Annotated in this window: 25 protein-coding genes and 1 other RNA gene; 17 read left to right on the top strand and 9 right to left on the bottom strand. The window is 64.0% G+C overall.

The genetic code is table 11. The features are described from left to right. Positions 1–4: 4 nt before the first annotated feature. From KVT37_RS03125 to KVT37_RS03115, 3 genes are all read right to left on the bottom strand, one after another. Positions 5–388: a hypothetical protein gene (locus KVT37_RS03125; RefSeq protein ID WP_217569506.1), complete on the bottom strand. Its 384-nt coding sequence runs from the start codon at positions 386–388 to the stop codon at positions 5–7. 18 nt (positions 389–406) lie between these two features. Then, on the bottom strand, positions 407–1585 hold the full coding sequence (locus tag KVT37_RS03120; RefSeq protein ID WP_217569504.1) for a lytic murein transglycosylase: 1179 nt from the start codon (positions 1583–1585) through the stop codon (positions 407–409). Positions 1586–1767: 182 nt separating this feature from the next. Continuing rightward, positions 1768–2559 (bottom strand): glycoside hydrolase family 25 protein, encoded by a 792-nt coding sequence (locus KVT37_RS03115; protein ID WP_217569502.1) that lies wholly within the window; start codon positions 2557–2559, stop codon positions 1768–1770. 290 nt (positions 2560–2849) lie between these two features. On the opposite strand from KVT37_RS03115, the gene KVT37_RS03110 reads away from it, so the two are divergent. Further along, complete coding sequence (locus tag KVT37_RS03110; RefSeq protein ID WP_217569500.1) at positions 2850–4232, top strand: serine hydrolase; 1383 nt, start codon at positions 2850–2852, stop codon at positions 4230–4232. A 16-nt stretch (positions 4233–4248) separates the two neighbouring features. Here KVT37_RS03110 and KVT37_RS03105 read toward each other — a convergent pair whose 3' ends face one another. The 5 genes from KVT37_RS03105 to KVT37_RS03085 form a co-directional block, all read right to left on the bottom strand. Further along, complete coding sequence (locus KVT37_RS03105) at positions 4249–4557, bottom strand: HigA family addiction module antitoxin (RefSeq protein WP_217569499.1); 309 nt, start codon at positions 4555–4557, stop codon at positions 4249–4251. An 8-nt stretch (positions 4558–4565) separates the two neighbouring features. Continuing rightward, complete coding sequence (locus KVT37_RS03100) at positions 4566–4835, bottom strand: type II toxin-antitoxin system RelE/ParE family toxin (RefSeq protein WP_254633800.1); 270 nt, start codon at positions 4833–4835, stop codon at positions 4566–4568. A 161-nt stretch (positions 4836–4996) separates the two neighbouring features. Beyond that, a complete protein-coding gene (locus KVT37_RS03095; protein ID WP_217569497.1) occupies positions 4997–5662 on the bottom strand; it encodes a class I SAM-dependent methyltransferase in 666 nt (221 codons plus the stop codon). Continuing rightward, on the bottom strand, positions 5659–6957 hold the full coding sequence (locus KVT37_RS03090) for a DUF3419 family protein (protein WP_217569495.1): 1299 nt from the start codon (positions 6955–6957) through the stop codon (positions 5659–5661). The genes KVT37_RS03095 and KVT37_RS03090 overlap by 4 nt, the downstream gene beginning before the upstream one ends. Before the next feature lie 43 nt (positions 6958–7000). Continuing rightward, on the bottom strand, positions 7001–10633 hold the full coding sequence (locus KVT37_RS03085; RefSeq protein WP_217569493.1) for a hydantoinase B/oxoprolinase family protein: 3633 nt from the start codon (positions 10631–10633) through the stop codon (positions 7001–7003). Between the two features lie 175 nt (positions 10634–10808). Here KVT37_RS03085 and KVT37_RS03080 point away from each other — a divergent pair, with 175 nt between their 5' ends. The 7 genes from KVT37_RS03080 (at position 10809) to KVT37_RS33445 (ending at position 14746) form a co-directional block, all read left to right on the top strand. Beyond that, a complete protein-coding gene (locus tag KVT37_RS03080; protein WP_217569491.1) occupies positions 10809–11015 on the top strand; it encodes a hypothetical protein in 207 nt (68 codons plus the stop codon). A gap of 132 nt (positions 11016–11147) precedes the next feature. Beyond that, complete coding sequence (locus tag KVT37_RS03075; protein WP_217569488.1) at positions 11148–11867, top strand: DnaJ family molecular chaperone; 720 nt, start codon at positions 11148–11150, stop codon at positions 11865–11867. Continuing rightward, positions 11864–12631, top strand: a complete 768-nt coding sequence (locus KVT37_RS03070) for an N-acetylmuramoyl-L-alanine amidase (protein WP_217569486.1) — start codon at positions 11864–11866, stop codon at positions 12629–12631. Before KVT37_RS03075 ends, KVT37_RS03070 begins: the two co-directional genes overlap by 4 nt. A gap of 185 nt (positions 12632–12816) precedes the next feature. Further along, a complete protein-coding gene (locus KVT37_RS03065) occupies positions 12817–13521 on the top strand; it encodes a lytic transglycosylase domain-containing protein (RefSeq protein WP_217569484.1) in 705 nt (234 codons plus the stop codon). Positions 13522–13680: 159 nt separating this feature from the next. After that, positions 13681–14077, top strand: an RNA gene (gene rnpB / locus KVT37_RS03060) — RNase P RNA component class A. Between the two features lie 144 nt (positions 14078–14221). Then, positions 14222–14506 carry a type II toxin-antitoxin system ParD family antitoxin gene (locus KVT37_RS03055; protein ID WP_254633753.1) on the top strand — a complete coding sequence of 95 codons (285 nt, stop codon included), beginning with the start codon at positions 14222–14224 and terminating at the stop codon, positions 14504–14506. A gap of 42 nt (positions 14507–14548) precedes the next feature. Beyond that, positions 14549–14746, top strand: coding sequence for a type II toxin-antitoxin system RelE/ParE family toxin (locus KVT37_RS33445; RefSeq protein WP_306796729.1), 198 nt, complete (start codon positions 14549–14551; stop codon positions 14744–14746). Positions 14747–14750: 4 nt separating this feature from the next. Here the strand turns inward: KVT37_RS33445 and KVT37_RS03045 are convergent, their stop codons facing one another. After that, entirely contained in the window at positions 14751–15866 is a 1116-nt protein-coding gene (locus tag KVT37_RS03045; protein WP_217569482.1) for a cystathionine gamma-lyase, read from the bottom strand. Positions 15867–16260: 394 nt separating this feature from the next. Here KVT37_RS03045 and mraZ point away from each other — a divergent pair, with 394 nt between their 5' ends. From mraZ to ftsW, 9 genes are read left to right on the top strand one after another with little or no spacing between them, the layout of a single operon-like run. Then, a complete protein-coding gene (mraZ, locus tag KVT37_RS03040) occupies positions 16261–16719 on the top strand; it encodes a division/cell wall cluster transcriptional repressor MraZ (RefSeq protein WP_135885531.1) in 459 nt (152 codons plus the stop codon). Then, entirely contained in the window at positions 16716–17732 is a 1017-nt protein-coding gene (rsmH, locus tag KVT37_RS03035) for a 16S rRNA (cytosine(1402)-N(4))-methyltransferase RsmH (protein WP_217569480.1), read from the top strand. The genes mraZ and rsmH overlap by 4 nt, the downstream gene beginning before the upstream one ends. Positions 17733–17736: 4 nt before the next feature. Next, positions 17737–18132 (top strand): hypothetical protein, encoded by a 396-nt coding sequence (locus tag KVT37_RS03030; protein WP_217569478.1) that lies wholly within the window; start codon positions 17737–17739, stop codon positions 18130–18132. Beyond that, entirely contained in the window at positions 18129–19853 is a 1725-nt protein-coding gene (locus KVT37_RS03025; protein WP_217569476.1) for a penicillin-binding protein 2, read from the top strand. The genes KVT37_RS03030 and KVT37_RS03025 overlap by 4 nt, the downstream gene beginning before the upstream one ends. A gap of 54 nt (positions 19854–19907) precedes the next feature. Beyond that, on the top strand, positions 19908–21362 hold the full coding sequence (locus KVT37_RS03020; protein ID WP_217569474.1) for a UDP-N-acetylmuramoyl-L-alanyl-D-glutamate--2,6-diaminopimelate ligase: 1455 nt from the start codon (positions 19908–19910) through the stop codon (positions 21360–21362). Further along, entirely contained in the window at positions 21359–22792 is a 1434-nt protein-coding gene (locus tag KVT37_RS03015; RefSeq protein ID WP_217569472.1) for a UDP-N-acetylmuramoylalanyl-D-glutamyl-2,6-diaminopimelate--D-alanyl-D-alanine ligase, read from the top strand. The genes KVT37_RS03020 and KVT37_RS03015 overlap by 4 nt, the downstream gene beginning before the upstream one ends. A 26-nt stretch (positions 22793–22818) precedes the next feature. Further along, on the top strand, positions 22819–23901 hold the full coding sequence (mraY, locus tag KVT37_RS03010) for a phospho-N-acetylmuramoyl-pentapeptide-transferase (protein WP_217569470.1): 1083 nt from the start codon (positions 22819–22821) through the stop codon (positions 23899–23901). 10 nt (positions 23902–23911) lie between these two features. After that, positions 23912–25315 (top strand): UDP-N-acetylmuramoyl-L-alanine--D-glutamate ligase, encoded by a 1404-nt coding sequence (murD, locus tag KVT37_RS03005; RefSeq protein WP_217569468.1) that lies wholly within the window; start codon positions 23912–23914, stop codon positions 25313–25315. After that, complete coding sequence (ftsW, locus tag KVT37_RS03000) at positions 25315–26466, top strand: putative lipid II flippase FtsW (protein WP_217569466.1); 1152 nt, start codon at positions 25315–25317, stop codon at positions 26464–26466. The genes murD and ftsW overlap by 1 nt, the downstream gene beginning before the upstream one ends. Position 26467 lies beyond the last annotated feature (1 nt).

Here is a 26467-nt window from a genome sequence, read left to right as displayed (position 1 = left end):
GGGCCTACCAGCCGATCATTGTTACGAAACTATCGAACTTTTCGATTCCCAACGGCTTATGGTAGCGCCTGAAAAATTCGGCTGGTTTGAACGGCTTCGAAAAATAGCCGAAAGCCCATTCCCGAGAGTCGAAGTGGTAATCCACTCGAAGATTTTCGCGATTGAGTTCGATGGGATTGTTCACGCTAACAACCAGCGTGTGCATCGAGGTGAGGGCATGGAATCTGCCTTCCGCATATGCGGAACGTATGTGCCGAACCAACTCTACCATTGACTGCTGATCGAACGCCGTTTGTGTGAGTGAGGCATAAAAGCCCTCGATCTCTGCCCACGGCTTTGGAGATGCAGTAAGCGGATTGTAGCTGCTCTTTGAGTCGAAACGGCTCATTCACCGCCTCCGAAGAATCTATAGCTTGGCCAACAGCTCCGGCGTCGGCCAGCCGTCCACGGCCATGCCAAGCCGCATCTGCTCCTTGCGGATCGCTTCGCGCGTGTTGGTGCCAAGGATACCGTCCACCGTGCCGACGTCGTAACCCTTGGCTTCGAGCTTGGTCTGCAGCGCCTTCATCTGGTCGCCGTTGAGGCCCTGCTCGGGCGTGCGCGGGTCGAATTGCGGCGCGCCGGCAAACCGCGTCGCCATGACGGCGGCGGTCAGCGCATAAGTGAAGGACTGGTTCCATTCCAGATAGACGTCGAAATTGTCGTAGGTCAGGAAGGCGGGACCTTTGCGGCCCATCGGCAGCGCCAGGCCGGCTTTCAGACCATTGTCGATGAGCGGGTTGCCGTTGGGCTCGGTCACCCCCCACTGAGCCCACTGCGACAGCGGCAGCTTGTTGGTGCGGCCGGTCTGGTCCCACGGCATTTCGTCGGGGACGCGCACTTCCTGGACCCATGGCTGGTCGCGCTTCCAGCCGCGCGACTGGATCTTGCTGGCCGTCGTCATGATGACATCCGGCACGCTGTTCCTGAGGTCGACCTTGCCATCGCCGTCGCCGTCGACACCGTGCGACAGATAGTCGGTCGGCAGGATCTGGGTCTGGCCGATCTCGCCGGCCCAGGCGCCTTTGACGTCGGCCGGCAGCACGCCACGGTCGATAAGCGTCAGCAGCGGCACCAATTGCTGCCGGAAGAGCTGAGGCCGGCGGCAATCATGCGAAAGCGTGACCAGCGCATCCAGCGTATGGAAGTCGCCCTGCACGGCGCCGAAATCGGTCTCCAGCCCCCAGAAAGCGGTGATGACGGCCGGCTGGACACCGAATTCCTTGTCGGCGCGGGCGAAGACGTCGGCATATTTCTTCAGATTGGCCGCGCCCTGTTTCAGGCGATAGGCCGAGATCATGCGGTTGGAGAATTCGGTGAAAGTCTGGGTGAAGACGCCCTGGGCACGGTCGCGCGCCAGTGCCCGCTCATCGATGGTGGCGTCTTCCAGCGCGTCGAGCCCTTCGGCGCCGACGCCGGCCGCCTTGGCTTCGGTCGCCACGCCCTGTTTCCAAGCGTCGAAGTCGCCGCCGCATTCCTGCGCCATGGCGGGCAGTGCAAGCGCGCCGACAAACAGCGCCGCCAGGATTTCAACGCGCAATCGCATCGCTTCCCTTTCGAGACCGGCGCATGGCCCCATCGTGACCCCGGACCGGGATCGGACAGGTGCATGCGAGGATTTCAAAGCTCAGGAGACGCCAGGCACTCGCACGAGTGCGCCGCTCCAGATTACCAGCGGTTGCATGTTTCGCCGCCCGCCGTGTCGAAAAGCAGGCGGGAGATCGGATGTCAACGGGTGTTCTGCCGCAGCCACTTCTTCCAGGCGGCTTCCGAGCCGTTGAAGACGTTGATGTCGGATTTGCCGGTCATGCCGGGCACGATGCCGGTTCCGGTGTACTGCCAGAAGGTGAAGGGGTGGCTGCCGTATTTCTCGCGCGGGTGGCCGGCGACCGAGCGCAGCCAGTAGGGATAGCCGCGGAAGGTCGCCAGCTGATTGTCGTCGAAGAAGTCGATCGAGGTGTAGATGATCGGCTTCTTGCCGTAATGGCGCCCCACGATTTCGAGGAAGGTGGTCATCTCGGCGCGCACCGTCGCCGGGTCCGGCCGCAGCCTGCAGGTCGGCGATTTCGGATTCCACTCCATGTCGAGCACCGGCGGCATCGCCGACGGGTCTCTCGGAACATTGGCGATGAACCAGCGCGCCTGGGTCTCGGCCGGCGTGCAGAAATAGAAAAAATGGTAGGCCGCGCGCGGAATTCCGGCGGCCCGGGTGCGCGTCCAGTGCTCGTTGAAATAGTCGTCGAAGCGATCGCCGCCTTCCGTCGCCTTGATGAAGGCGAAGGAGATGCCGCTGGCCCTGGCCGCCGGCCAGTCGACCGAGGTCTGGTATTTGGAGACATCCGTGCCGTGGATGGCGTAGTTCCACGGCGCGCCGCTGTCCCATTCATGCGGCTTGGAATCCTCGAATTTGGGCGCGCGCACGGCGACCGTCGGCGCGGACGGCGACAGCGGCGAAAGATCGTCCACCGTCGAGCAGGCGCCCAGCAGCGTCAGCATCAGAATGGCCGCAAGCCGGCGCATGATATTCCCCCAGCCGGGTTCAGCCGGCCGCTGATGGGTCCTTTACCGATGGCGGTCGCTTACGCAGGCCCCCTCCGGACGATCGCCCCACAGGACCGTCCTAGTCTCATTTGTCTGTCCAAGTCGTTGTCCCAAAACCGCTGCGCACTTTTGGGCGACATGGACAAAGTAGATCGCCGAACATGGTTGACAATCCATTGACGACGCTCGCCGACACCGATGATTTTGCGGAAGCAATGGCGGCAAATCGATGACATAAATCGTGCCGGCGAATCCAAAGGGCGGAAAAGATGCGGGTTGTCGCGAAGTTCTTCAAATGGCTGCTTGGCCTCGTGATCCTGGCGGTGGCAGCGCTCTTCGCCTGGCTCTATTTCGCGCCGCCGGAACTGATCCGGGTCGGCTCGGGCTATTCGGCCAAGATCGTCTGCTCGAATGTGTTCATCGCCGGGCGTGACGCCAACCAGGTCCTGGCCGTCGACGTGCAGGCGCCCGGACATCCGCTGCTCAGGTTGATGAAAGTCTCCGTCGACAAGGAGCGGGGACTGGTTTCGGCCGGCCTGCTTTGGGTGCTGGGCAAGAGCGTCGCGGTGGAGCGTGACGGTGTCGGCTGCGCCTCGGTTCCCGACGGCGACACCGGCAAGGCGCGGCAGACGTCGCTGCGCGCGGCGGCGTCCACGCCGGCGCAGGCGGACGCGCTCTGGCCCGACGGCGAGCGCGTGGATGCCTCGCAAAATCCCGAAATCGCGAAAATCGTCGACGACGCGGCGATGGCCGGCACCGGCATGCGCGCCATCGTGGTGGTGAAAAACGGCCGCATCGTCGCGGAGCGCTATGGCGAGGGCTTTTCAGCCAGGACGCCGCTGCTCGGCTGGTCGATGACCAAGACGGTGAATGCCGCGATCGTCGGCACACTGGTCAAGGACGGCAAGATGGCCGTCGACAACAAGGGCCTGTTCGCGCCGTGGAAGGCCGACGGCCGCGCCGCCGTCAGCCTTGCTGACATGATGGCGATGTCGAGCGGGCTGGAGTTTAACGAGGATTATGGTGACGTCGCCGACGTGACGCGCATGCTCTATCTCGAGCCGGACATGGCGCGTTTCGCCGAGGCCAAGCCGCTGACCGGCGAGGCCGGAAAAGTGTTTTCCTATTCGAGCGGCACGGCTGTGATGCTGTCGCGGCTGTGGCAGGATGCGATCGGCGACAAGGCCAAGGCGCTGGCATGGCCGCGCACGGCGCTGTTCGAGCCGCTCGGCATGAAGAGCGCCGTGCTCGAAACCGACGAGCAGGGTACTTTCGTCGGCTCGTCCTATCTCTATGCCACGGCGCATGATTGGGCGCGCTTCGGCCAGTTCCTGCTGCAGGGCGGTATCTGGAACGGCAACCAGATCCTGCCCGCCGGCTTCGTCGACTGGATGCGCGAGCCGGCGCCGGCGTCGAAGGTCTACGGCAAGGGTCAGCTCTGGATCGAAGGACCGGGAGATGAGGAAAAACCCGGCGCGGGCACCGCCGCCGGCCTGCCCAGGGACATCTACTGGATGGAGGGCCATGACGGCCAGACGGTGGCGATCATCCCGTCGGAGCAACTGGTGGTGGTGCGGCTGGGGCTGACGCCGGCAAAGCTGGGATATCGACCGCAGACGATGGTCGGCGCGCTGGTGAAAGCATTGCACTAGCGTCCAATGATGTTGCTTAGGCAGCGGTCGGCAAAGGCTTGGCGCGGGCAACACGCGCCCGTTCATCGGGCGAATTCATCACCAGCCAAAGATCGTTGCGGCGCTGGACGTTCAGCCAGAAATCCGGGCTGTTGCCGAATACCCGCGCCAGGATGAGCGCTGTCGCGGCGGTGACGCTGCGGCGGTCGTTGCACAATTCATTCACATGCTTGCGCTGGACGCCCATGGCCTCAGCCAAAGCCGCCTGTGTCAGACCAAGCGGCTGCATGAATTCTTCAGTAAGGATTTCCCCAACCGTTGCAGGCTTGCGCGCGGTCATCAACATGTCTCACCTCACTTGTAGCTGTAGTCATCCAGATATAAGTCCGTGGCCTCACTGCGGCCGCCGTCCCAGCGGAAGACCAGCCGCCATTGCTTGTTGACGCGGATTGAATGGTAGTCTTCGAGATTGCCGCGCAACTTCTCGAAATGATTGCTGGGCGGCACCCGCAAATCCTGGTCTGTTGCCGCATCGTCGATCATCTGAAGCTTGCGGAACAAACGGCTTTCGAGATCGGACGGAATGTTGCGAGAGTGGGTATCATCCAAAAAGAAGGCTCGCAGCCATCAATCTCTGAAGCCGATGATCATCACATGCGCCCGAGTTCTGAGTTAATGTACCACTCCTTGGGTCATGCAGCAACATGCGATGTGCAGGTTCCAGTTGCTGCGCACCGACGGCGGGTTCGGACAGGCTCGCGGGTAATAAACTTGAGAATGCCGAATCAGATGGCGGTCTTGATTATCGCCAGCCAAGCATAGCCGCGATAAAGCGTTCTGAATCGGAAGGTTGCGCCGGCACGCTGCGATTCCGATTCAAGCACGTCACGCAAAGAGGCGCGCGGCTCGACATGGAACTTCCGCAGCCAGCCGCGGAGCAAGGCCCTGAACCAGCGCGGCAGGCCTTCCTGCTGGCCGAAATCGACGACGTGCAGCGAGCCGCCGGGCGCGAGCGCGGCAAGGGCAGCCGATACCGTCTTTTCCCAGCCGGGGATCATCGACAGCGAATAGGAGACGAAGACGCGGTCGAAACGCTCGACGCCGAAGAGAGCCTTGGTGTCGAAATCGGTGGCGTCGCCGCGCGCCAGATCGACCTTGCCGGACAGGCCTTCACGAGCGATGGCCGCGCCCGCCGTCTCCAGCATCTCGGCCGAGATGTCGAGGCCGAAGAAGCGGGCGCCCGGATAGCGGCGGGCGGCAAGCACGATGTTGCGGCCGGTGCCGCAGCCGAGCTCCAGCACGGTGCCGCCTGGTGGCACGTCCAGCCCGTCGATCAGCCGGTCGCGGCCAAGCAGGTAGTATTTGCGGGTCAGGTCGTAGATATGGCGCTGCCAGCGGTAGACGCCGTCCATCAGCTCGGCATGGCTGGCCGGCAGCTCCGTCGTGCTCATGCGGCGCGCTTCACATAGAGGTGGAAGCCGCCATAGATCGCCGAGCGGTCTTTTGCCGAGAATTCGCGCGAGGCGTCGCTCTCATAGGTCCACTGGTCGAGCAGCGAGCTGGAAACGCGGCCTGGCAGCAGGCTGGGCTCGGCCGCGGTGCGGAAGATGACGCGCGCGCCGGCTGAAGCCGTGCGGGTGATCTCGGTCCACAGCGCGTTGAGCAGGTCGTCGGTCATCCAGTCCTGCGCGTCGAGCAGCACGAAGCGGTCGACGGTGCCCGCATCCTTGGCGGCCAGGAACTTGATCAGATTGGCGTGGTGGATGGCAACGCGGTCGATGTTGGCGCGGATCGTCTTGTAATTGCGCTGTTCCAGATAGGCAGGCAGCGCCGCCTCGCCGGGCTCGGGGTAGCGGCGGGCGAAGGCCTGCCAGGCGAAATAGTTGTTCTCCAGCGGGAAGTCGCAGGCGAGCTTTTCCAGCCGCGCCTTCAAGACGCTCGCCATCGAGCCGTCGCCGGAGGTGATCAGCGAGTCATACTGCGCCGGCGGGATGCCGAGGCCGAACAGCGAGGCCTTGCGCGACGTCGCCCAGCGCAGCAGCTTCCTGTCGAAGACCGGCGCCAGCTCCTCGTTGAAGAAGCGTCGCTGCTCGCCGATATTCTGCGCCTTCATGATGCCGGCCGGATCGACGCCGAACAATTTGCCGACGCGATGGCCCATGGCGATGAAGAGACCGAGCAGGCCGGTCTGGTAGAAATTGCGGTCGAAGACCGAGATACGGCGGCGGCCGCGCCAGCTGCGGCGCTCCCAGTAGTGTCGGCTGACCGGATCGAGATGCGGCGCGATGAAGCGGTCATAGGCATCCGAATTGTGGCTGGTGCCGGCGGCGCCGAAGAAGCGGAACAGATCGCCCTGCGACGGCAAATGGCGCACCGCTTCCAGCTTCATGCGGTTCAGCGCGATATGCGCGGCATTGAGATCGACGGCGTCGATCCGGGCTGGCGAGCGGGTCAGGTAGGCCAGAATGTTGCAGCCGCCGGAGGCGATCGTGACGACCCGGTGACCGGGCCCAAGCTGCATGGCCTCCATGTCGACATCCGGGTCTTCCCAGATCTGCGGATAGACCAGGCCGGAGAACAGGAAGGCAAAGAGCCGCTCGGAAATGCCGTCCTTCGACAATGCGCGGTTCTGGTAGACGGCCTTTCCGACTTCCTTGCCTCGACGGTAAACGAGTTCTCCGGATACGTCCGACATGGAAAGGTGATTCCCCGTTTGCTTTGGCGCAAGCGGGTAGCGCAGCGTCATGACAGGCAGGTGACAACCTGTTGACGGCAGGCTGATGTTGATTTCACACTTTTCCGAACGCTCCGGGCGTTGGCGTGGTGACGATGACGGCCTCGCCGGCCTCGAGCACCGTCTGGTCGCAGGCCTTCAGCACGTCGACCGACCCGTCATTGCGCCGGACCTTGGTCGAGCCGGCTTCGCCGTCGCCGCCACCATCTAGACCTTGGGGCGGCCGGTTGCGGTGCGAGGACAGGATCGCGCATTCCATCTTTTCGAGGAAGCGGATGGTGCGCCTGGTGCCGTCGCCGGCATTCCATTTGCCCTTGCCGCCGGAACCCTCGCGGATGTGGAAGTCTTCCAGCACGACGGGGAAGCGCAGCTCCAGTACCTCCGGATCGGTGAGGCGCGAGTTGGTCATGTGGGTGTGAACGCCGGAGGTGCCGGCAAAGCCGCGTCCCGAATTCATCCGGCCGGCCGGCGAGCCGGAGCAGATCGTCTCGTAATACTGGTATTTCTTGTTGCCGAAGGTGAGGTTGTTCATCGTGCCTTGCGCGTTAGCGATAGCCCCCATCGCGCCGAACAGCGCATTGGTGACATGCTGCGAGGTCTCGACGTTGCCGGCGACGACGGCGGCAGGGTAGGCGGGCTTCAGCATCGAGCCGTCCGGGATGACAATGTTGATCGGCCTCAGGCACCCGGCATTCATCGGGATCATGTCCTCGACCATGACGCGGAAGGCATAGAGCACGGCGGCGCGGGCGACGGGCTCCGGCGCGTTGAAATTGTTCTTCTCCACCTTCGAGGTGCCGGTGAAATCGACGGTCGCCTCGCGCTTTTGCCGGTCGACGGTGATCTTGACCTTGATCACCTGGCCGGTGTCGGTGGGGTATTCGTAAGCCGCGCTGTCGGGAAGCCGCTCGATCACGCGGCGCACGCTCTCGGCGGCATTGTCCTGGACATGGCCCATATAGGCCTCGACGACATCGAGACCGAAATGCACGACCATCTTGCGCAGCTCCGCCACGCCCTTTTCGTTGGCGGCTATCTGGGCCTTGAGGTCGGCGATGTTCTGGACGGGATTGCGCGCCGGGTAGGGGTGGTCGGTAAGCAGCGTCTCCAGTTCCTTTTCGCGGAAGCGACCGCGATCGACGATGCGGAAATTGTCGAACAGCACGCCTTCCTCGTCGACCGTGGTAGCCAGCGGCGTCATCGAGCCGGGCGCGGTGCCGCCGACATCGGCGTGATGGCCGCGCGACGCCGCCCAGAACAGGATCTCGTTTTGCGCATCGTCGAAGACGGGCGTCACCACCGTGATGTCGGGCAAATGCGTGCCGCCATTGTAAGGGGCGTTGAGCGCGAAGACGTCGCCGGGGTGGATGTCGCCTGAGTTCAGGCGGATGATGGTTTCGACGGAACGGTCCATGGAGCCCAGATGCACCGGCATGTGCGGCGCGTTGGCGACCAGCGCGCCATGGCGGTCGAACACGGCGCAGGAGAAGTCGAGCCGTTCCTTGATGTTCACCGAATAGGCGGTGTTCTGCAGCGTCACGCCCATCTGTTCGGCGATCGACATGAAGAGGTTGTTGAAGACCTCGAGCATCACCGGATCGGCCTCGGTGCCGAGGGCTGCGGCACGCGCCTTTCTTTCCGTGCGGCGGATCACGACGTGGTTGAGATTGGTGATCTCGGCGCGCCAACCCGGCTCGACGACGATGGTCTGGTTCGGCTCGATGATCAGGGCGGGGCCAGCGACCGTGTGGGACGGCCGCAGATTTTCACGGCGATAGACGCCGGCCTCATGCCAGCGGCCTTCGGTGTGGAAACGCCTGCTCTCCAAAGGCCTGGCCTCGATCCCTGCCGGTCCGGCAGGAGCGTAGGCTTCGGCCTTGTCCTGCCCAGCCGCGTCCATGCCTTCGACGGCGACGGTCTCGACGACGATCGGCTTGTCGTCATAGACGAACCCGAACTGTGCCTTGTGCGCGGCCTCGAAATCGCTTCTGGCGCGGAAGATCGAGCCATGCTCGAAATTCACCGGCAGTGCCGTATCGGTGCCGTCATAGCGGATATGCAGGACGGGCTTGGTTGAAACCGCGTCTTCGGCGATGCCTTGTTCGCCGAGTTCGGCGATGACGTCGCCGCGCAGGGCCGCGATGAGTGTCTCGATCGCCGCGCGCGATTCCTCGGCGAGCGGCTGCAGCAGACCCTGCTGGCGCGAGGCGAAGACCGAAGACAGGCCGATGCCGTAAGCCGAAAGCAGACCGGAGAAGGGGTGGATCAGCACGGCTTCCATGCCGAGCGCGTCGGCGACCAGGCAGGCATGCTGGCCGCCGGCGCCGCCGAAACAGTTCAAGAGATATTCTGTGACGTCGTAACCGCGCTGCACCGAGATCTTCTTGATGGCGTTGGCCATATTCTCGACGGCGATGGTGACGAAACCCTCGGCGACGGCCTCGGGCGTCCGGCCATCGCCGATTTCAGCGGCAAGCGAGGCGAATTTCTCGCGGACCGTGCCGGCGTCGAGCGGCTGGTCCTGGCCGGCGCCGAAAATCGCCGGGAAGAAATCGGGTTGCAATTTGCCGAGCATGACATTGGCGTCGGTGACGGCGAGCGGGCCGCCGCGCCGGTAGGCGGCCGGGCCGGGATTGGCGCCGGCGGAATCGGGGCCGACGCGGAAGCGGCCCGCCTCGTAATGCAGGATCGAGCCGCCGCCGGCGGCGACCGTATGGATACGCATCATCGGCGCGCGGATACGCACGCCGGCCACCTCGGTGTCGAAGGCGCGCTCATAGTCGCCGTCATAGTGGGCGACGTCGGTCGAAGTGCCACCCATATCGAAGCCGATGACCTTTTCGAAGCCGGCGAGTTTTGCCGTCTCGACCATGCCGACGACCCCGCCCGCCGGACCGGACAGCAGCGCGTCCTTGCCCTGGAACATGTCGGCGGCGGTGAGCCCGCCCGACGACATCATGAACATCAGGCGCGGGCCGGCGCCCAACTCTCCTGCCACCTGCTGCACATAGCGCGACAGGATCGGCGACAGGTAGGCGTCGACCACGGTGGTGTCGCCGCGGCCCACCAGCTTGATCAGCGGCGAGACCTCGTGCGAGACCGAGATCTGGCCGAAGCCGATCTTCCGGCAGACTTTTGCCACGGCCTTTTCGTGGTCCGGGTACTTCCAGGCGTGCATGAAGGCGATGGCGACCGCGTCGATACCGTCGGCCTTGGCCTGTTCGATCGCCGGGCGGCAGGCGGCGATGTCGAGCAACCGCTCGACGCAGCCATCGGCGCGCACACGTTCGTTGACCTCGATCACCCTCTCGTAAAGCTGCTCTGGCAGGATGATTTCCTTGGCAAAGATATCCGGCCGCGCCTGGTAGGCGATACGCAAAGCGTCGCGAAAACCCTTGCTGATAAGCAGGAGCACACGGTCGCCCTTGCGCTCGAGCAGCGCATTGGTGGCAACGGTGGTGCCCATTTTGACATCGCCGATCGCATCGGCGGAAATGGCGGCGCCGGCTTTCAAGCCCAACAGATCGCGGATGCCCTGGATGGCGGCATCCGCATAGGCCTCGGGATTCTCGGACAGCAGTTTTCGCGGATGCAGCCGGCCTTGCGGGTCACGGCCGATGACATCCGTGAAAGTGCCGCCGCGGTCGATCCAGAAGTCCCATTTGTCTCTTCCCGCTTCTGCCGGCATTCTGCTTATCCACCATCTCTTCGAGCGTATGTTCTGTTAGTTCGGGATTTCGGCGCCAGCAATTGCAAGTTGATGTTACAGATCGAAATGCAACGTTACGAAACCGGCGGCCTGTTGATGCATTTCCCTTGCGACCGCTCACCGAAACGTGAGCGTCTGTTGAAGGAGAGATACCATGAAGAAGCTCATTCTGGCGTCTGTGTCGGCGCTCGCCCTGCTGGGGGTCGCGGCTTGTAGCGACAGTGGCACCGATAAGACCACAACCCAAAGCACCAATCCCCCGGCCAGCGAGCAGCCGATGAAGCCGGCCTCGCCCGACGCTTCGAAGCCCGCTGAACCGGCTCCGGCAACAAATCCGGCTCCTGCCGCGCCCGCGCAGTAAGAGCTGACCGACGAATTCAAGGAAGGCCGGCCATTGCCGGCCTTCCTTTCGCACCGGTCCGTACCATTCCCAGGTTACCTGCGGCATCGTCCCGGCTTGATAGAACCGCCCGGTTCGCACTATGAAGCCGACATGTCGATTTGGGACCGCCTTGGCGACTTCATCGCTCGTGTTTCGTCATCGGCGTCCTCGGGCGTCGCGGATGTCGTGGAAGCCGTGCGCACCGTGTTTTCCGGCGACCCGGACCTGCGCCGGCGCGTTGCCTTCTCGGTGGCGATGATCGCGCTCTCAGCCAAGATGGCCAAGGCCGACGGCATCGTCACCCAGGACGAAGTGCGCGCCTTCCAGGAAATCTTCGAAGTGCCGCCAAGCGAGACACGCAACGTGGCACGGCTCTACGACATCGCCCAGCAGGACGTTGCCGGGTTCGAGATCTACGCCCAGCGCATGGCGCAGCTGTGCGGTTCCGGCCACGCGAACTGCATGATGCTGGAGGACATCCTCGACGGTCTGTTCCACATTGCCAAGGCGGACGGCCTGATCCACGAGCGGGAAGGGCAGTTCCTGCATCGGATCGCCGAGATTTTTCGCATCGACGAAGCGCATTACGAGGTGATCCTGTCGCGGCACGTCAATCTGGGTGCCGCCGATCCTTATGTCGTTCTAGGCATCGAGCGCGGCAAACCGTTCGAGGAGATCAGGAAACGCTATCGCAAGCTGATCTCCGACAATCATCCCGACAGGTTGATCGCCCGCGGTCTGCCGCAGGAATTCATCAAGATCGCCACGACCAGGGTCGCGGCGATCAACGCCGCCTATGAGATGATCGAGCGGGGCCTCAGGCACGCATGAGCGGCTTTCTGCCCGACCAGCCAGGTGCCGAGGTCCGGGTGTCGCCGAATTTCGGCCCGCGCCGCGAGACCCTCCGGCCCGATATGATCGTGCTGCACTATACCGGCATGGCGACGGGCGAGAGCGCCGAGGCGTGGCTGTGCGATCCGGCAAGCGAGGTGTCTTCGCACTACCTCGTCCATGAGGACGGCCGTATCGTGCAAATGGTGCGCGAGAGTGACCGCGCCTGGCATGCCGGCAAGAGTTCCTGGTTTGGGCGAACCGACATCAACTCCTGCTCGGTCGGCATCGAGATCGTCAATCCCGGGCATACGCTGGGCTACAAAGCCTTCCCGAGGCGGCAGATCGGCGCCGTGATCGATCTATGCGCGGGTATCGTGGGTCGTCATTCCATTCCTGCCACAAGGGTGCTCGCGCATTCGGACGTGGCGCCGGGCCGCAAGGTCGACCCGGGTGAGAAATTCCCTTGGAAGGCGCTGTTCGCGGCCGGTGTCGGTCAGCTCGTGCCGGCGGCGCCGATAAAACCGGGCGCTGCGCTGAAGACCGGCGACACCGGCTCTGATGTCGAAGCGCTACAATCGATGCTGGCGCTCTATGGCTATGGCGTCGAGATATCGGGTGTTTACGACCAGCCGACGGAAATCGTTGTGGCGGCGTTCCAGCGGCACTTCCGGCGGCGGCTGGTCGATGGCGTGGCGGACAATTCGACAATCCGCACGCTGCAGAGGCTTCTGGCTTCCGTAAAGGCACTCCCGGCAAAATAGCCGCTACAAGTTCCTTAAATTACAATCTGTCACTTAAAGTGAATTGCGCCGCCCTCATTGCCGCCAATTCCACCGCCAAATGCCTCTCCCGCAAGTCGTCGGGCATCTATCCCCCCGGATGATCCGATGTTGAATTGGCGCAGCCGCGTGAAGTTCTTCGCGCGGTTCTAACAGAACAGGACTACATGCAGAAATTGACCGTTGTAGCGGCAGCTGTTGCTGCCGGAGTAATAAGTTTTGCCTTCAATCAAGCCAACAGCGCCCCGCTGAGCCCCAGGGCAGTGGACAATGGCTTCGCAGCCGTTCCCGTAACGTCGAAGGCGAACGCCAAAACACCAAAAACCGCGAGGGCGGCGCCAGCAAAGGTGCAGAAGGCCGCCGCGGCCCGGGTGACAAAATCGACGGCCAAGCGCGCCAAGCGTGGCAGAAAGGCCATCGATCTCACCACGACGGCCTCGATCAACCCCGGCAAGATCACCCCGGCAATCCCTGCCGCGGCTGGCGACGGCCAGTATTCGGCGATCATTGCCCGCTATGCCGCGAGCTATGGCGTCCCGGTATCGCTGGCCAAGGCCGTCATCAAGATCGAAAGCAATTATCGGCCGAACCTGGTCGGCGGCGCTGGCGAGATCGGCCTGATGCAGATCAAGCCGGCGACGGCGCGCATGATGGGTTACACCGGCTCGGCCAAGGGATTGTTCGATCCCGATACCAACATCAAATACGGCATGAAGTACCTTGCCATGGCGCGAGACCTCGGCGGCGGCACCACCTGCGGCACGATCCTCAAATACAACGCAGGTCATGGCGCGACGCGGATGAACCCGGTTTCGGCCGCCTATTGCAGCAAGGTGAAGGTGCAGATGGTGGCGCTGGGCTCACCGGCCTGAGGCTTATCCATTGAGGCGGATTTGGGCTGCGCGTGTTCGTTATGCATGTCGTCGTCCCAAAACCCGTCGCGGACGCTCAGGTCGGCCCGAGGGCTTTGGGCGGGATAGGTCAGCTTTTTCGTTTGCGTTTTCAGGCGGGAATCCCTTTATACGCCCTTGCCAGCTGGCCGGGCGGCCGCACCCGCGAGAGCCGAAAGGCTGCGGGTGAGGAAAGTCCGGGCTCCATGGAGACACGGTGCCGGCTAACGGCCGGCGGGGGCGACCCCAGGGAAAGTGCCACAGAAAGCAAACCGCCGCGGCATCCGCCGCGGTAAGGGTGAAAGGGTGGGGTAAGAGCCCACCGCGCGACCGGCAACGGAAGCGGCACGGCAAACCCCACCGGGAGCAAAACCGAATAGGGGCGGTGCGAGGGGAAACCTTCGAGGGCTGTTTCCGGCCCACCGCCCGGGTAGGTTGCGTGAGGCGCATGGCAACATGCGCCCAAGATGAATGGCCGCCACGTTCTCGCCGCAAGGCGAGGGCCATACAGAACCCGGCTTACAGGCCAGCTGGCATTTTTCTCTCGTAAATCAGAAGGTTGCGCCGATGGGTGTGCCTTTTGAATCAGGCGTTGGCGCGATGGCCGCCCAAGCCTCCGTCAATCCTCTCCTTGAAGCTGGTGCGATTAAATCGTACCTTCTGCGAAAGACAGGAGCGTGCCATGGGACAGGTCGACAAACGCAGCATCACGCTTTCGCCGGAACTGGCGCAGGCGGTCGACGATGTGGTCGCCGCCGGAGAATATGCCTCCGCGAGCGAAGTGATCCGCGATGCGCTTAGGCAGTGGAAAGACCGCCGCGACCTGCTCGGCTACACCGTGGAAGAGTTGCGCAAGCTGGTGCAGGAAGGGATCGATAGTGGGCCGGCGCTGGAGGGACCTCCGATAATGGAGCGTTTGCGGGCCAAGTACGCGAAGATGGTGGAAGCCAAGGGCGCTGGCGAGTGAAATACCGCCTGCTTCCACGGGCTCTCGTCGATCTCGAAGCTATTGGCGATTATATCGCTTCAGATAATCCAAACGCTGCAGTGCGCCTTGTTGAAATGCTTCAGCGGCGATTCACTTGGCATCCGCCACCTCGTTGTCGGTGAATACCTTACCTTTTACCGAATTGGCGACGACGCTATCGAAATCGTTCGCGTGCTGCACGGCAGGCGTAAGATCGAAGCTGAGGATCTGGCACCCTAACCCGTCAACCGGCAACGCTGTTAAGCGATGCCTCCATCGCCTGCCACAACTCCTCAACCGGTTCGCAGCCGATCGCCAGGCGAACGAAGCCCGGCGGCACGGCGTCGCCGCGTTTCGAACGCCGCTCGGCCGACGTATGCACGCCGCCGAAGGACGTCGCCGATTCAATCAGCGGGCAATTGTCGATGAATGCCTCGGCCTTCTGCTCCGAGGCCAGTTCAAAGGAGATGAGAAAGCCGAAGCGCTCCATCTGGGCTCGGGCCAGATTGTGCGAAGGATCACCGTCGAGCCCGGGATAGCGCAGGCCGCTGACGGCGCGATGGTCCTTCAATCGCCGCGCGATCGTTTCGGCCGAGGAACACATCCGGTCGAAACGCACCTCCAGCGTTTCCAGGCCGCGATGCACCAGCCATGCCTCGAACGGCCCGGGAATGCCGCCAACCAGGCTGCGCCAGTCCGTCACCTTGGCGATGATGTCGGCATCGCGGCTCGCGACATGGCCGAAAAGTACGTCCGAATGGCCGTTCACCGCCTTGGTGTCGGCCGAGACGACGATGTCGGCGCCGAGGTCGAGCGGGCGCTGGCCGAAGGGCGTCATCGTCGTGTTGTCGATGGCCAGCAGCCCATCCTGCCTGTGGACGGCTTCGGCCATCGCCGTGATATCGCAGATGTCCAGCCGCGGATTGGACGGCGTCTCGGCAAAAACCAGCCGGTAGCTGTCGAACCCGCCGTCGAGGAAGGTCGGTGTCGGCCTGGTGTCGCAGGCGATGCCGAGCGGTCCCAGAAAGCGCTCCGCCATGGCGCGTGTGGCGTGATAGCCGTCGGACGGCAAAAGCACACGGTCGCCCGATTTCAGCAGCGCGAAAAACACCGACGAGATCGCGCCCATTCCGGACGGGAAGGCGACGCATTGGGCGTCTTCAAGGTGACCGAGCGCGTGCTCGACCGCGCGCCAGGTCGGATTATCGTAACGGCCATACTGATCGAAGCCGGCCTCTGCGCCCGGTGTGTGGAAGATCGAGGCCATGGTCAGCGGCAAGGGGATCGGGTCGCCCTTGGCGAAATCGCGGCTGCGCAGATGGGCAAGCGCGGCGGCGCGGGACTTCGCGGTTTCGGACATGAGGCTCGATCCTTCGGCTGGGCGGCAAATCGCCGCCGACGCTATGCGCGGCAGGCATTCGCAGCAAGCCACGTCTTTTTGGGCCAGAGGGCTCTAAACGCTTCGTTAGGCTTAATAGAGGATAAAGACGAGACGTGCCTTCAGCCTGCGCTTTCTGGTTGTGGCCTGCGTGTTTGTGATGCCTGTTCCCGTTGACGCCCATAGTGCCCCATGATATCCCACTTAAATCAAGCTTTCGTTCCGCGTCAGGGTGAAGCGTACGCCAATCGGGCAGTCGCGGCGGCTGCGCGTTCGTCGGTTTTCGCCTCGGTGAACGAAGCGATCTATCGCGAGCGCGGGGGCGCGGAGAACAACATGGGAAGGGGTGCGGCGGCGGAAGCGGCTGTAGTGTTCATTGGACCGATTTCTGTCAAATGCGGTGAACAGGATCGACGCGAAGGGGCGGGTGTCCGTTCCGGCGCATTTCCGTGCCGTGGTGCAGAAGCGCGGGTATTCGGAACTCTACGCGCTACGCTGCCTGGACCTGCCGGCGATGGATGTCGGCGGGCTCGATCTGCTCGACCGCTACGAGCAGCGGATCGCGCTGGAAGACCCATTCCTGCAGACGGCGGACGACATGTCGTTCTTCTGCCATGGCGACGGGACGTTTCTGAAATTGGACCAGGACGGCCGCATCACCATGACCGATTTCATCCGCGAGCATACAGGCATCGCGAACGAGGTGGCCTTTGTCGGCCGCGGCAATTTCTTTCAGGTTTGGGAGCCGGGACGGCTTGCCGCCTATGGGGCGCAGGCGCGGACCAGGCTGTTGCAGCTTCGGCAGGGGACGAAGCCTGGGGAGCGATCGGAATGATGGCTGGCCACGGCGATGACCCTCACGCCGTTGGCGGACCGGCCCGTCACATTCCGGTCCTCCTTGCCGAGGTGCTCGACGCGCTCGCGCCGAAGGCAGGCGAGACGATCGTCGACGGGACGTTCGGCGCCGGCGGCTATACCAGCGCCATCCTCGATCGCGGCGCCTCCGTCATCGCCATCGACCGCGACCCGGACGCAATCGCGGCGGGCAGAGCGCTCGAGCAGCGGGCCGGCGGACGGCTGAAGCTTGTCCAGGCGCCGTTCTCGACGCTGGACGAACATGCCGAGAGCGCCGACGGCGTCGTGCTCGACATCGGCGTTTCGTCCATGCAGCTCGACCAGGCGGAGCGCGGCTTTTCCTTTCGCGCCGACGGACCGCTCGACATGCGCATGGCGCAGGCGGGCCTCAGCGCCGCCGACGTCGTCAACACTTTCAAAGCCGGCGATCTTGCCCGGATCTTCGGCTTTCTCGGCGAGGAGCGTCATGCCGGCCGCATCGCGCGCATGATCGAGAGCCGGCGCGAGAAGAAGCCCTTCGAGCGCACGCTCGATCTCGCCGACGCCATCGAGACGCATATCGGGAGAGGGCCGAAGGACAAGATCCATCCGGCAACGCGCGTCTTCCAGGCGCTGCGCATCTTCGTCAATGACGAGTTGGGCGAGCTGGCACGGGCGCTGCTGGCTGCCGAGCGGGTGCTGAAACCCGGCGGGCGGCTTGCCGTGGTGACGTTCCATTCGCTGGAAGACCGCATCGTCAAGCGCTTCATCGCCGATCGTTCCGAGGCCGCCAGTGGCTCGCGGCACATGCCCGATGCGCCTATGCGCATTGCCACCTTCCGCAAGTCCGGTGGCGGCGTGACGCCGGGAGAGGCCGAGACGGAAGCCAATCCGCGCGCGCGCTCGGCCCGGCTGCGCGCGGCGATCCGCACCGAGGCGCCGGCGCGCACCGGCGATTTTTCGATTTTCGGCCTTCCAAAGCTTCCCGCCGTCGAGCGGCTGGGGGAGAGGTGAGCACGTGTTTCGTACCAGCGACATAGTCCTGATCGCCGTCATGGTCTCGGCCGCGGCCCTGACCTACAAGACGAAGCGCGATGCCGAAGAGCAATTGGCGGCGGTGCAGAAGATCCAGGCGCAGATCCGCTACGAGGAAGAAACGATCGATCTCCTCAAGGCGGACTGGAGCCTGCTCACCCAGCCGTCGCGGCTGCAGAAACTTACCGACGTCTACAAGAGCCAGCTTGGGCTCGAACCGGTCAACGCGCATCAGATCGGCGGTCTCGACGACATTCCGGTGAAGCCCGTGACCATCGAGGACCTCTCCTCGCAGCGGCTCGGCGGCATGGCCGACAACTCCGGCAAAGACCCTTCGGACGACAAGGATCCGGTCGTCACCGGGAGCACCGTGCAATGATCGGCAGGCTTCCAAGGATCGGCAACCTGCTGAAGCGCCGCAAGAAGGCAGCCGAGGACGGCTCGATCGTCGTCGATGCAGCCCGCAAGGCGACCGGCGGCAGGGCCAAGACGCGCATCATCATGACGATGGCGGTGTTCTTCACCATCTATTCGACCATTGCCGGCAGGCTCGTCTATCTCGGCATGCAGAATCCGGACCTCTCGGGCGGTCCGGAAAACCGGGTCACGGCGTCGCGTCCGGATATCGTCGACCGCAACGGCGAGGTGCTGGCGACCGACATCAAGACGGCGTCGCTGTTTGCCGAACCGCGCCGCATCGTCGACGCCGACGAAGCGATCGAGAAATTGTCGAGCGTGCTGCCGGAGATCGACTACGAGCAGACCTACCGCAAGCTCAAGAGCGGTGCCGGATTCGTCTGGCTGCAGCGCCAGCTGACGCCGAAGCAGCAGTCCGACATCATGGCGCTGGGCGTCCCCGGCCTGGGCTTCCGCACCGAAAAGCGCCGCTTCTATCCGAGCGGCGAGACGTCGTCCTACATCGTTGGCCTCACCAACATCGACAACCAGGGCATCTCCGGCATGGAGAAATACATCGACGAGCAGGGGTTGAGCGACCTGCAGGCGTCGGGCCTGGCGGTGGCCAAGGATCTGAAGCCGGTCAGGCTCTCGATCGACCTGCGCGTCCAGCATGTGGTGCGCGACGAGATCGCCGCCGGCCTGGAGCGCTATCGCGCGCTGGGCGCCGGCGCGGTCGTGCTGAACATCAAGACCGGCGAAGTGATCGCCATGGCCTCGGTGCCGGATTTCGATCCGAACAATCCCTATAACGCCCAGGAAAAGGACCGGCTGAACCGCATGTCGGCGGGCCTTTACGAGATGGGCTCGACCTTCAAGAGCTTCACCTCGGCCATGGCGCTGGATTCCGGCAAGGCGACGATGAACAGTCGTTTCGACGCTTCGCATCCGATCCGGGTAGGCCATCAGGCCATTCACGATTTCCACGGCAAGAACCGTGTGCTGTCGTTGCCGGAGGTGTTCCTCTATTCGTCCAACATCGGGTCGGCCAGGGAGGCCGAACTGGTCGGCATCGAGGGCCACCGCGAATTCCTGCATCGCTTGGGCATTCTGGAAAAGATGCAGACCGAACTGCCGGAAATCGCCCGCCCGACCGAACCCAAGGTTTGGAAACAGGTCAATTCGTTCACCATCGCTTTCGGCCACGGCGTGTCGACGACGCCGCTGCAGGCCGCTGTCGGCTGCGCGGCGCTGATGCAGGGCTTTCTGATCCAGCCGACATTCCTGGTCCGCAGCGAGCAGGACGCCATGGCGGTGGCCAAGAGAGTGGTCAGCGACAAGACGGTCGAAGGCATGCGCTACCTCTATTCGCTCAACGCCGAAAAGGGCTCGGCCAGGAACGCCAGGGTTCCCGGCTACCGCGTCGGCGGCAAGACCGGAACGGCCGAGAAGGTCATCAACGGCCGTTACTCGAAGGAATTGAACTTCAACACCTTCGTCGCCGCCTTCCCGATGGACGATCCGCAATTTCTGGTGTTTACGATCGCCGACGCTCCGCATCCGGAAAAGCCCGGCATGACGGACGTCGCGGCCGCGAATGCGGGAGTTATCGCCGGCAATATCATCAGGCGCTCGGCGGCCATGCTTGGCGTGAAGCCAGATTTCAGCCATGAAAATGGTGCAACGCTGGTTTCCTATCAGTGATTCTTGGGGCGCGCCGGCAACTGCGCGCTATTTTGTTGCGGTGAACGGGACTCAATGCATCTAAAAGATCTAGCCGGCGTCCTGCCTGTCGAGGGAACAGCTTCCCCCGATCTGGAAGTGACCGGACTTTCCTCCGATTCCCGCGCGGTCAAGACCGGCGTCGTCTTCTTCGCGCTCGCCGGCAGCAAGGCCGATGGGTCGACCTATGCGGCCGATGCCGCGGCCCGTGGGGCTGCCGCGATCGTTACCAGCAAGGGGACGGTCGTTTCCGGCCTGTCGATCCCGGTCATCGCAGTCGAGGATCCGCGCCAGGCGCTGGCGCTCAGCGCGGCGCGCTTCTTCGGTCGCCAGCCGCAGACCATGGTCGCCGTCACCGGCACCGCCGGCAAGACGTCCGTCGCGGCTTTCACCCGCCAGATCTGGGAGCAGGCCGGTCTTGCCGCCGCCTCGATCGGCACGACCGGCGTGGTCGCGCCCGGCCGCAACGAATATGGCTCGCTGACGACGCCCGATCCGGTGGCGCTGCACCGACTGCTCAAGGAACTGGCGGATGCCGGCGTCACCCACGCTTCGATGGAGGCCTCGAGCCATGGTCTCGACCAGCGCCGCCTCGACGGCGTGAAGCTCGCGGCCGGCGCCTTCACCAATCTCGGCCGCGACCATATGGATTACCATCCGACGGTCGAGGATTATCACCGCGCCAAGCTGCGCCTGTTCGACACGCTGCTGCCCAAGGGCGCGCCCGCGATCGTCTTTGCCGACGATCCGTGGTCGGAGCCGACGATAAAGGCCGCAAAGGCGGCGGGGCTGAAGGTGCTGACGGTTGGCCGTCACGGCGATTTCCTGACGCTGAAGCGGGTCGAGCATGAACGCCACCGGCAGCGCGCCGAGGTCGTGGCGGACGGGGTGCTCTACGAGGTCGATTTGCCTTTGGCCGGCGATTTCCAGATCGCCAACGCGCTGGTCTCGGCCGGCCTTGCCATCGCGACTGGAACATCCGCCGGCAAAGCCTTGGCGGCATTGGAAAAATTGAAAGGCGCGCCGGGCCGGCTCGACCTCGTCGGCACCACCGCCGCCGGTGCTCCGGTCTATGTCGACTATGCGCACAAGCCGGACGCGCTGGAGAACGTGCTGACCTCGGTCCGGCCTTTCACCACGGGCCGCGTCGTCGTGGTGTTCGGCTGCGGCGGCGATCGCGACCGCGGAAAACGGCCGATCATGGGCGAGATCGCGACGCGCCTTGCCGATATCGTCATCGTCACCGACGACAATCCGCGCACGGAAGTGCCGCAAACCATCCGCGCGGCGATCCTTGCCGCCGCGCCCGGCGCCATCGAGATCGGCGACCGCCGCAGGGCGATCCATGACGCGGTGGCGATGCTCCGCGCCGGCGATACGCTGATCGTCGCCGGCAAGGGGCATGAGGAGGGCCAGACCATCGGCAGCGAAACCTTCCACTTCTCCGACCATGAGGAAGTGCGCGAAGCGCTGAAGGAGCGCGCCGCATGAGCCTGCTGTGGACGTCGGAAGCCCTGGTCGAAGCCATGGAAGGCAGGCCGATCGGCTCGCTGCCGCAAGGCATCACCGGCATTTCGATCGACAGTCGCAGCCTGGAGCCGGGAAACGCCTTCTTCGCCATCAAGGGCGAGGCGATGGACGGCCACGATTTCGCGACAGCGGCGGTAAAAGCGGGTGCCGCCGTGCTGGTCGTCGCCGAGGGCAAGCTGCCGTCGCTCGGCCGGCTGACGGCGCCGATGATCGTCGTTCCCGATGTGCTCGCGGCGCTGGAGAAACTCGGCGTCGCGGCCCGCGCGCGCTCGAAGGCGAAGATCATTGCTGTCACTGGCTCGGCCGGCAAGACGACCACCAAGGAAGCGCTGCGCCATGTGCTGTCGGCGGTCGGCAAGGTGCACGCCTCGGCGCAGTCGTTCAACAACCATTGGGGGGTGCCGCTGACGCTCGGCCGCATGCCGCAGGATTGCGATTACGCGGTCTTCGAGATCGGCATGAACCATCCGGACGAGATCAGGCCGCTGGTCAAGATGGTCAGGCCGCATGTCGCCATAGTGACGATGATCGCCGCCGCGCATCTCGGCTTCTTCAAGAATCTCGACGAGATCGCCAAGGCCAAGGCGGAAATCTTCGAAGGGTTGGAACCCGGCGGCGCGGCGGTGCTCAACCGCGACGATGGCCGTTGGAAGCTGCTCGAGAAAATGGCGAAGGAAGCCGGTGTCGAGCATATCTTCGGCTTCGGCGAAAACACCCGCTCGACCTTCCGGCTCACCGGCTGCGAGCTTCACGCCGACCATTCCGACATCACCGCCAAGATCGGCAAGGAGGATGTCGCGGCGCGGATCGGCGCGCCCGGCCGCCACATGGTGCAGAACGCGCTGGCCGTGCTGGGAGCAGCAAAGCTTGTCGGCGCCGATCTCGAAAAAGTGGCCGCCGCGCTTGCCGATCTTGCGGCCGAGCGCGGGCGCGGCCGGCGCCATGTCCTGCACCATCCAAACGGGCCGATCACGCTGATCGACGAGAGCTACAACGCCAATCCGGCGTCGATGGCGGCGGCCATGGCATTGCTCAACGCGACGCCCGTCACGGGCGACGGCAGGCGCATCGCCGTGCTCGGCGACATGCTTGAGCTCGGCAGCCATTCGGCGAAGCTGCACGCCGCGCTTGCCGAGCTGATCGTCGGCACGGGCACACGCAATGTCTTTCTAGGCGGCCCGGAAATGCAGGCGCTGGCCGAGGTTTTGCCCGCCGATGTCCAGACCGAGTATCGGCCAGGCGCCGAGGAACTGAAACCGATCGTGATCTCCGCGCTGAGGCCTGGCGACGTGGTGATGGTCAAGTCGTCGAAGGGCATCGGGTTTTCAAAGCTGGTCGAGGCGTTGCTCGGCAAATTTCCGGCGGAAGCCGCAAACATCGAACCGACCTAGGTCGGGCTCCGGGGGACGGAAAGACCATGTTCACACTGCTCGTCGATTTCGCGGATCGGATCTCGTTCTTCAACGTCTTCCGCTACATCACCTTCCGCACCGGCGGCGCGCTGATCACCTCGGCGCTGATTGTCTTCATCTTCGGGCCGACGATCATCAACTCGCTGCGGCTGCGGCAAGGCAAGGGCCAGCCGATCCGCGCCGACGGTCCGCAAACGCATTTCAAGAAGGCCGGAACGCCGACCATGGGCGGCCTGATGATCCTGTCCGGAATCATCGGCTCGTCGCTGTTGTGGGCGAACCTTTCCTCGATCTATGTCTGGGTGGTGCTTCTGGTCACCGTCGGCTTCGGCTCGATCGGCTTCTACGACGACTATCTCAAGGTCACCAAGCAGTCGCATCTGGGCTTTTCCGGCAAGGCGAGACTGGCGATCGAGTTCATCATCGCCGCCATCGCGGCATGGGTGATCATGCACAATGGCCAGGCGCCGTTCTCGTCATCGCTGACCTTCCCCTTCGCCAAGGAATTCCTGATCAATCTCGGCTGGTTCTTCGTGCCGTTCTCCTGCTTCGTCATCGTCGGCGCGGGCAATGCGGTGAACCTGACCGACGGCCTCGACGGCCTGGCGATCGTGCCGATCATGATCGCGGCGGCGTCCTTCGGCGTCATCGCCTACCTCTCGGGCAACGCGGTGTTCGCCGAATATCTGCAGATCCATTTCGTTCCCGGCACCGGTGAGCTCGCCGTCGTGCTCGGCGCGGTGATCGGGGCCGGCCTCGGCTTCCTCTGGTTCAACGCCCCGCCGGCCGCTATCTTCATGGGCGACACCGGCTCGCTGGCGATGGGCGGCCTGATCGGCACCATCGCGGTCGCCACCAAGCACGAGATCGTGCTGGTCATCGTCGGCGGCCTGTTCGTGGTCGAGATCCTCTCGGTCATCATCCAGGTCGGCTACTTCAAGATGACCGGCAAGCGCGTCTTCCTGATGGCGCCGATCCATCACCATTTCGAAAAGCTGGGCTGGACCGAAAGCCAGGTGGTGATCCGCTTCTGGATCATTGCCGTGATCCTGGCGCTGGTCGGCCTCTCCACCCTCAAGCTCAGATAGGACGCCCCGTTTGATCCCCGCAGCTTCCTTTTCAGGCAAACGCGTTTCGCTCTTCGGGCTTGGCGGCTCGGGGATTGCCACCGCGCATGCGCTGATCGCGGGCGGCGCCGAGGTGCTGGCCTGGGACGACAATCCAGACAGCGTCGCCAAGGCAGCAGCCGCGGGCATTGCGACCGGTGATCTGCGCGCCGCCGACTGGCAGCACTTTGCCGCCTTCGTCCTGTCGCCCGGCGTGCCGCTGACGCATCCCAAGCCGCATTGGGCGGTGGAACTGGCGCGCGGCGCCGGCGTCGAGGTGATCGGCGACATCGAGCTGTTCTGCCGCGAGCGCATCGCCCAAGCGCCGGCAGCGCCGTTCATTGCGATCACCGGCACCAACGGCAAGTCGACGACGACGGCGCTGACGGCGCATATCCTGAAATCGGCCGGCCGCGACACGCAGATGGGCGGCAATATCGGCCGCGCCATCATGACGCTCGATCCGCTCGAGCCGCGGCGGCACTATGTGGTCGAGTGCTCGTCCTACCAGATCGATCTCGCGCCCTCGATCAATCCGACCGCCGGCGTGCTGCTCAACCTCACGCCCGACCATCTCGACCGGCATGGCACGATGGCGCATTACGCCTCGATCAAGGAAAGGCTGGTCGCCGGTTCGGACACCGCGATCGTCGGCGTCGACGATTCCTGGGGCGCCCAGATCGCCGACCGGCTGGAGCGCGCCGGCCGGCAGGTCGTCCGCATCTCAAAGCGCCTGCCGCTGACCGACGGCTATTTCGCCGACGGCAGCAATCTGATGGAAGCCGAGCACGGCCGCTACAGCCGCGTCGCCTTCCTCGAAGGCATCGGCTCGCTGCGCGGCCAGCACAATGCGCAGAATGCGCTGGCCGCCGTGGTCGCCTGCCTCAAGGTCGGGCTCGAGCTTGGCGAAATCCAGGCCGGGCTCGAGAGCTTCCCGGGATTGGCGCACCGCATGGAGCAGGTCGGCCGCAAGGACCATGTGCTGTTCGTCAACGATTCCAAGGCGACCAATGCCGACGCGGCGGCGCCGGCGCTGTCGAGTTTCCCCAACCGCATCTACTGGATCGCCGGCGGTCTTCCCAAGGAAGGCGGCATTGAGCCGCTGCGCGGCTTCTTCCCGCGCATCGCCAAGGCCTATCTGATCGGCGAGGCGGCGCCCGCCTTTTCCGCGACGCTCGGCGAGGCCGTGCCCTACGAGATATCGGGAACACTTGCCGCGGCGGTCGAGCATGCCGCCAACGACGCGGCAAATGATGCCGGCGGCGAGGCGGTGGTGTTGCTTTCGCCGGCCTGCGCCAGCTTCGACCAGTTCAAGAATTTCGAGGTTCGCGGCGAAGCCTTCAGGCAAGCTGCGACTGCTATTGATGGGGTGAAACCCATCGGAGGGCCACGTTGATGCAAAGCCGTCTCGACAAAAGTCCCGTCGCAACCTGGTGGTGGACGATCGATCGCTGGTTCCTGGCGGCATTCCTGTCGCTGATGGGACTGGGCATCATCCTGTCCTTCGCGGCAAGCCCGGCGGTCGCCGAGCGCATCGGCCTCACCAGCTTCCACTTCGCCACCAGGCAGATCATCTTCACCATCCCCGCGCTCATCGTCATGCTTGCGGTTTCCTTCCTGGAGGCGCGGCAGATAAGACGTATGTCGCTGGTGATGCTCTGCATCATGCTGGTGCTGATGGTGGCGGTTCTCTACATCGGCGTCGAGGTCAAGGGCGCGCGGCGCTGGGTGTCGCTCGCCGGCCTTTCGATCCAGCCATCCGAATTCCTGAAGCCGGCCTTCGTCGTCATCTGCGCCTGGCTCTTTGCCGAGCACAGGCGCCAGCCCGACATTCCCGGCAATCTGTTCGCCCTGCTGCTTCTTGTCCTGGTGGTCTCGCTGCTGGTCGCTCAGCCCGATCTCGGCCAGACCATGCTCGTGACCGGCACCTGGGGCGTCATGTTCTTCATGGCCGGCCTGCCGTGGCTGTGGATCATGGCTCTCGGCATCACCGGGGCAAGCGGTCTGTTTGCTGCTTACACGGTCTTTCCACATGTTGCCGCGCGCATCGACAAGTTCCTCACCGGCGAAGGCGACACCTTTCAGGTCGATATGGGCCGCGAGGCGCTGATCAATGGCGGCTGGTTCGGCGTCGGCCCGGGCGAGGGCACGGTGAAGCGGGTCATCCCCGACAGCCATGCCGACTTCGTCTTCTCGGTCGCGGGTGAGGAGTTCGGGCTGATCATGTGCTTCTTCATCATGTCGATCTTCGCCTTCATCGTGCTGCGCGGATTGAACATCGCCCTCAAGGAGCATGACGATTTCACCCGCTACGCGGTCGGTGGGCTGGTCACCGTGTTCGGCCTGCAATCGGCCATCAACATGTGCGTGAACCTGCAACTGATGCCGGCCAAGGGCATGACGCTGCCCTTCATCTCCTATGGCGGCTCCTCGCAGATCGCCATCGCCGTCTCGATGGGCATGGTGCTGGCATTGACGCGCAAGCGGCCGGAAAAGCGCAAGCAGATGGGCTTCGTCCTTGCGCAACGCGCAATGCCGGCGGAATGAG

This window comes from Mesorhizobium sp. GbtcB19, from assembly GCF_019091085.1.
Classification (GTDB): Bacteria; Pseudomonadota; Alphaproteobacteria; order Rhizobiales; family Rhizobiaceae; genus Mesorhizobium.
Note: the sequence above shows the minus strand (reverse complement) of the source record. Positions and strands in the feature narration are given on the sequence as shown.

Coding starts and splice junctions, on each gene's coding strand:
- KVT37_RS03125 (WP_217569506.1), bottom strand. CDS start 388: ATGAGCCGTTTCGACTCAAAGAGCAGCTACAATCCGCTTACTGCATCT.
- KVT37_RS03095 (WP_217569497.1), bottom strand. CDS start 5,662: ATGAGCACGACGGAGCTGCCGGCCAGCCATGCCGAGCTGATGGACGGC.
- KVT37_RS03090 (WP_217569495.1), bottom strand. CDS start 6,957: ATGACGCTGCGCTACCCGCTTGCGCCAAAGCAAACGGGGAATCACCTT.
- mraY (WP_217569470.1), top strand. CDS start 22,819: ATGTTCACACTGCTCGTCGATTTCGCGGATCGGATCTCGTTCTTCAAC.
- KVT37_RS03080 (WP_217569491.1), top strand. CDS start 10,809: ATGAAGAAGCTCATTCTGGCGTCTGTGTCGGCGCTCGCCCTGCTGGGG.
- KVT37_RS03045 (WP_217569482.1), bottom strand. CDS start 15,866: ATGTCCGAAACCGCGAAGTCCCGCGCCGCCGCGCTTGCCCATCTGCGC.
- rsmH (WP_217569480.1), top strand. CDS start 16,716: ATGATGGCTGGCCACGGCGATGACCCTCACGCCGTTGGCGGACCGGCC.
- KVT37_RS03055 (WP_254633753.1), top strand. CDS start 14,222: ATGGGACAGGTCGACAAACGCAGCATCACGCTTTCGCCGGAACTGGCG.
- KVT37_RS03065 (WP_217569484.1), top strand. CDS start 12,817: ATGCAGAAATTGACCGTTGTAGCGGCAGCTGTTGCTGCCGGAGTAATA.
- KVT37_RS03110 (WP_217569500.1), top strand. CDS start 2,850: ATGCGGGTTGTCGCGAAGTTCTTCAAATGGCTGCTTGGCCTCGTGATC.
- ftsW (WP_217569466.1), top strand. CDS start 25,315: ATGCAAAGCCGTCTCGACAAAAGTCCCGTCGCAACCTGGTGGTGGACG.
- KVT37_RS03070 (WP_217569486.1), top strand. CDS start 11,864: ATGAGCGGCTTTCTGCCCGACCAGCCAGGTGCCGAGGTCCGGGTGTCG.
- KVT37_RS03025 (WP_217569476.1), top strand. CDS start 18,129: ATGATCGGCAGGCTTCCAAGGATCGGCAACCTGCTGAAGCGCCGCAAG.
- KVT37_RS03105 (WP_217569499.1), bottom strand. CDS start 4,557: ATGTTGATGACCGCGCGCAAGCCTGCAACGGTTGGGGAAATCCTTACT.
- KVT37_RS03115 (WP_217569502.1), bottom strand. CDS start 2,559: ATGCGCCGGCTTGCGGCCATTCTGATGCTGACGCTGCTGGGCGCCTGC.
- KVT37_RS03020 (WP_217569474.1), top strand. CDS start 19,908: ATGCATCTAAAAGATCTAGCCGGCGTCCTGCCTGTCGAGGGAACAGCT.
- KVT37_RS03120 (WP_217569504.1), bottom strand. CDS start 1,585: ATGCGATTGCGCGTTGAAATCCTGGCGGCGCTGTTTGTCGGCGCGCTT.
- KVT37_RS03015 (WP_217569472.1), top strand. CDS start 21,359: ATGAGCCTGCTGTGGACGTCGGAAGCCCTGGTCGAAGCCATGGAAGGC.
- KVT37_RS03085 (WP_217569493.1), bottom strand. CDS start 10,633: ATGCCGGCAGAAGCGGGAAGAGACAAATGGGACTTCTGGATCGACCGC.
- KVT37_RS03075 (WP_217569488.1), top strand. CDS start 11,148: ATGTCGATTTGGGACCGCCTTGGCGACTTCATCGCTCGTGTTTCGTCA.